The organism is Candidatus Cryosericum odellii (assembly GCF_003570935.1).
Taxonomy (GTDB): domain Bacteria; phylum Caldisericota; class Caldisericia; order Cryosericales; family Cryosericaceae; genus Cryosericum; species Cryosericum odellii.
Genome location: NZ_QXIU01000179.1, coordinates 1 through 3270, shown reverse-complemented (window position 1 = coordinate 3270; position 3270 = coordinate 1). Strand labels below are relative to the sequence as shown.

Annotated in this window: 5 protein-coding genes; all 5 read left to right on the top strand. The window is 57.4% G+C overall.

The annotated features are described in order from the left end of the window. Window positions 1-9 precede the first annotated feature (9 nt). Complete coding sequence (locus SMC5_RS07260) at window positions 10-492, top strand: 6-phosphofructokinase (protein ID WP_455423453.1); 483 nt, start codon at window positions 10-12, stop codon at window positions 490-492. After that, window positions 482-622, top strand: coding sequence for a hypothetical protein (locus SMC5_RS10755; protein WP_165849015.1), 141 nt, complete (start codon window positions 482-484; stop codon window positions 620-622). Before SMC5_RS07260 ends, SMC5_RS10755 begins: the two co-directional genes overlap by 11 nt. A gap of 2 nt (window positions 623-624) precedes the next feature. Further along, window positions 625-1584, top strand: a complete 960-nt coding sequence (locus tag SMC5_RS07255; RefSeq protein WP_119088028.1) for an ATP-dependent 6-phosphofructokinase — start codon at window positions 625-627, stop codon at window positions 1582-1584. Between the two features lie 25 nt (window positions 1585-1609). Beyond that, the gene (locus SMC5_RS07250) at window positions 1610-3007 is read left to right on the top strand and encodes a sensor histidine kinase (protein WP_119088027.1); all 1398 of its coding nucleotides are present in this window, start codon (window positions 1610-1612) and stop codon (window positions 3005-3007) included. A 36-nt stretch (window positions 3008-3043) separates the two neighbouring features. Beyond that, window positions 3044-3270 (top strand): response regulator (locus tag SMC5_RS07245; RefSeq protein ID WP_133299184.1); only part of this gene is annotated, 227 nt, incomplete at its 3' end.

Sequence of the window (3270 nt, the reverse complement as noted above, 5' to 3'; positions counted from 1 at the left end):
GACAATGACCTGTCAGGAACAGACTCCACATTCGGGTTCGACACGTCAGTGAATGTCGCTCTCGACGCTTCGCGAAGGTTGAAGGACACTGCTTTGTCCCATCGGCGCATCATCGTCCTGGAAGTCATGGGCAGGTACGCCGGATGGGTCGCACTCTACACCGGCATTGGCTCAGGAGCCGATTACACACTAATCCCCGAGGTCCCCGTCGACTGGGATGCCATGGTGCAGCAGGTCATGACCGCCTACAAGCGCAAGAAGTACGCCTTCATCGTCGTGAGCGAGGGAGTACAAGTCACGCCGGCCACCAGCGAGAGTCTGGACGACTTCGGCCACATGCTGCTGCAGAACAGGGGTGTGGGGCCGGAAGTGGCCAGGATCCTGGAGGAGAAGACGGGAGTCTCAACGCGTTCGGCCACGATAGGGCACATCCAGCGGGGAGGCAGTCCTACTCTGTTCGACCGCATCCTGGGATCNNGAGATGATCCATGACGGCGAATTTGGCAAGATGGCTGCTCTCCGCGGTACCGAAATAATTGCAATTCCGCTTACTGAAGCTGTTGGCAAGCTCAAGACGGTGTCTCAGGAGTGGGTCGACCTCCTGAAGGTCTTCTCCAAGTAGCCATGAAACGCATCGGACTTCTGACGAGCGGCGGCGATGCCAGCGGTATGAACGCTGCCATCCGCGCAATTGCACGAACGGCTGCGTCTATGGGAGTCGAGGCAATCGGGTTCGAGCGCGGCTACGACGGACTGGTATCCAACACCTGGATAGAACTCAACGCACGCAGCGTCTCCGGCATCCTGGAACTCGGAGGCACGATGCTCAAGAGTGCCCGCAGTGAGCTGTTCCGAACTGAGGAAGGCCGTAAGCAGGCAGCGTTCGTCGTCCAGGAGAACCAGCTGGACGGCATGGTCATCATCGGGGGCAACGGCTCACAGACTGGTGGTTACCTGCTCGGCCAGTTGGGTGTTCCCGTCGTCGGGGTCGCCTCGACCATCGACAACGACCTGTATGGCTTCGACTACACCATCGGGTTTGATACTGCCGTCAACATCGCCATTGACGCTATCGACCGTATTCGCGATGTAGCAGAATCTCACGACCGCGTGTTTGTCGTTGAGGTCATGGGCAGAGACAATGGCTCCATTGCACTCGAAGCTGCTCTGGCGACTGGCGCCGACATCGTTCTGACTCCGGAACTGCCCTTCAGCATCCCCAAACTCATCACCCGCCTGCACGACGACGTCATGGCACACAAGAAACACCACATTATCGTCATGGCAGAAGGCGCAGGGCATGCAGAGGAACTGTCGCACTACATCAATGCCAACCTGCCCGTGGAGTGCAGGGCGACCGTCCTTGGCTATGTCCAGCGAGGGGGGAGCCCCACACGCTTCGACCGCATCCTGGCCAGCACATCGGGCGAAGCGGCAGTTGTCGCTCTCAGTGAAGGCCACTCAGCTGTCATCGCAGGAACACGCGACGGACATATTGTCCTTCAGGAGACGCTCGAAGCAGTCAACCGGCGCAACCTTCTCAAACCCGAGCTTGTGGAACTGCTGAAGAGAATATCCATCTAGCCTTGTTTCATCCCGGGAGGGCCAATTGGGTCGAGTCTTCAAGTCGCTGACTTTCCAGATCATCGTGACTGCCCTGCTCATCGTGGGTGTCTCGATGGCGATTCTGAGCAACCGTCTCATTGCTGAGTTTCAGAACGAACTCGTCAGCAAGGAGAGCGAGACCCTCCAGGCCATAGGATCACAGGCCGTCGAGCGCTGGAACCGCATGTACCGCGAACTGTTCAACAGCTACAAGTTCGACAGTTTGAGCCAGACCAAGCAGAACGAACTGATGAGCATCTTCCTCTCCAAATCCTATTATGACTATATCAACGTGTTTAAGGACAACTTCCCCAGTGTCAGCATCGGGTATCAGGTTAGCCTCTTCACCCCAAGCCTCGTCTACCTGACCGACGCGTCGCACAACCCATTACCCAAGCTGACCGTCGCTCTTCCTTTGAAGGCAGGCACACAAACACTCGGCTACCTGGTCGTCGACAGGGACATGCCTCAGGTCCTCGCTCCCTTGCAACGCGTCCGCTTCGAGGCCTTCAAGACTTCGACTGTCTCCATCGGGCTGAGCGGCGCAGCAACCATCGTCCTGCTGACCTTCTTCCTGATACGGCTGCTGTCCCTGCGCCGCAGCGTCGTCCGACTCAAGACCAACCTGGACACGCGCGTGCCACGCGGTGGAGGGGAGCTGGGAGAGATCTCGCGCGCTGTCGCCGACCTGGCACACTCACTCAAGCGGAATATCGAAGAGGCGAAGCAGACCGAGGCCCTTAAGACGCTCGGCATCTTTACGACCGGTATCGCCCACGAGGTACGCAATCCGCTCACAAGCATCAAGGGATATGCAAGCCTTCTGGAGAAGAAACTGCAAGGGCGTCCCGAAGCCAAGTACATCATCCCCATCCGCAGCGAAGCCGACCGCCTGGAAGCGCTGGTCAAGGACCTCCTCACCTTCGGGCGCCCGTCGCCGGTCCAGCCGATCGAATTCGATCTCCATGTGTTCTTTGTTTCGCTCGGCGAGCTCATGGCACAGCAGTTCAAGGATGGCCACGCGACGCTCGACCTCCAGGTGCCGCAGGTCATGGTCACCTGGGATGCGCGCCAAACCGAGCAGATGTTCATGAACCTGCTGCAGAACGCCATACAATCGATGCAGGACAAGGAAGGCGGAACTGTCACCGTCACTGCAAAGACTGAGGCGGATCGGGTCATCGTCGAAGTACGTGATGTCGGTGTCGGTATCAGGAACGAGGACAGGCCCAAGATGTTCACCCCGTTCTTCACAACCAAAGAACACGGTACGGGTCTTGGCCTTCCCATTTCCCAGAAGATCGCATCCTTCCACAATGGGGTTATCACCTATGAGAGTACAGAGGGAGCAGGCACGACTTTCACTGTCAACATGCAGCGAATCATCAATCCTGGCGTTTGACTCGGACTTCGAAACCGATAAAATGTGCAATTGCCTATGAAAACCCTGAGCAAGCTCATTCTGGTCGTGGATGACGAGGAAAACATACGCGAACTGCTTCGCGAATCACTTGAGGACGAGGGCTATCGCGTCAATGTCGCCAAGAACGGCCAGGAAGCAGTCGAGAAGGCTAAAGCTATAAGTCCGGACACCGTCCTGATGGACGTCAAGATGCCCGTCATGAGTGGTATGGATGCTTTTCTCAAGATCAAAGAGTCCCAGCC

What these genes read in the sequence shown, in the direction of transcription:
- SMC5_RS10755 (WP_165849015.1), top strand. Translation starts at nt 482, where the DNA reads ATGATCCATGACGGCGAATTTGGCAAGATGGCTGCTCTCCGCGGTACC.
- SMC5_RS07255 (WP_119088028.1), top strand. Translation starts at nt 625, where the DNA reads ATGAAACGCATCGGACTTCTGACGAGCGGCGGCGATGCCAGCGGTATG.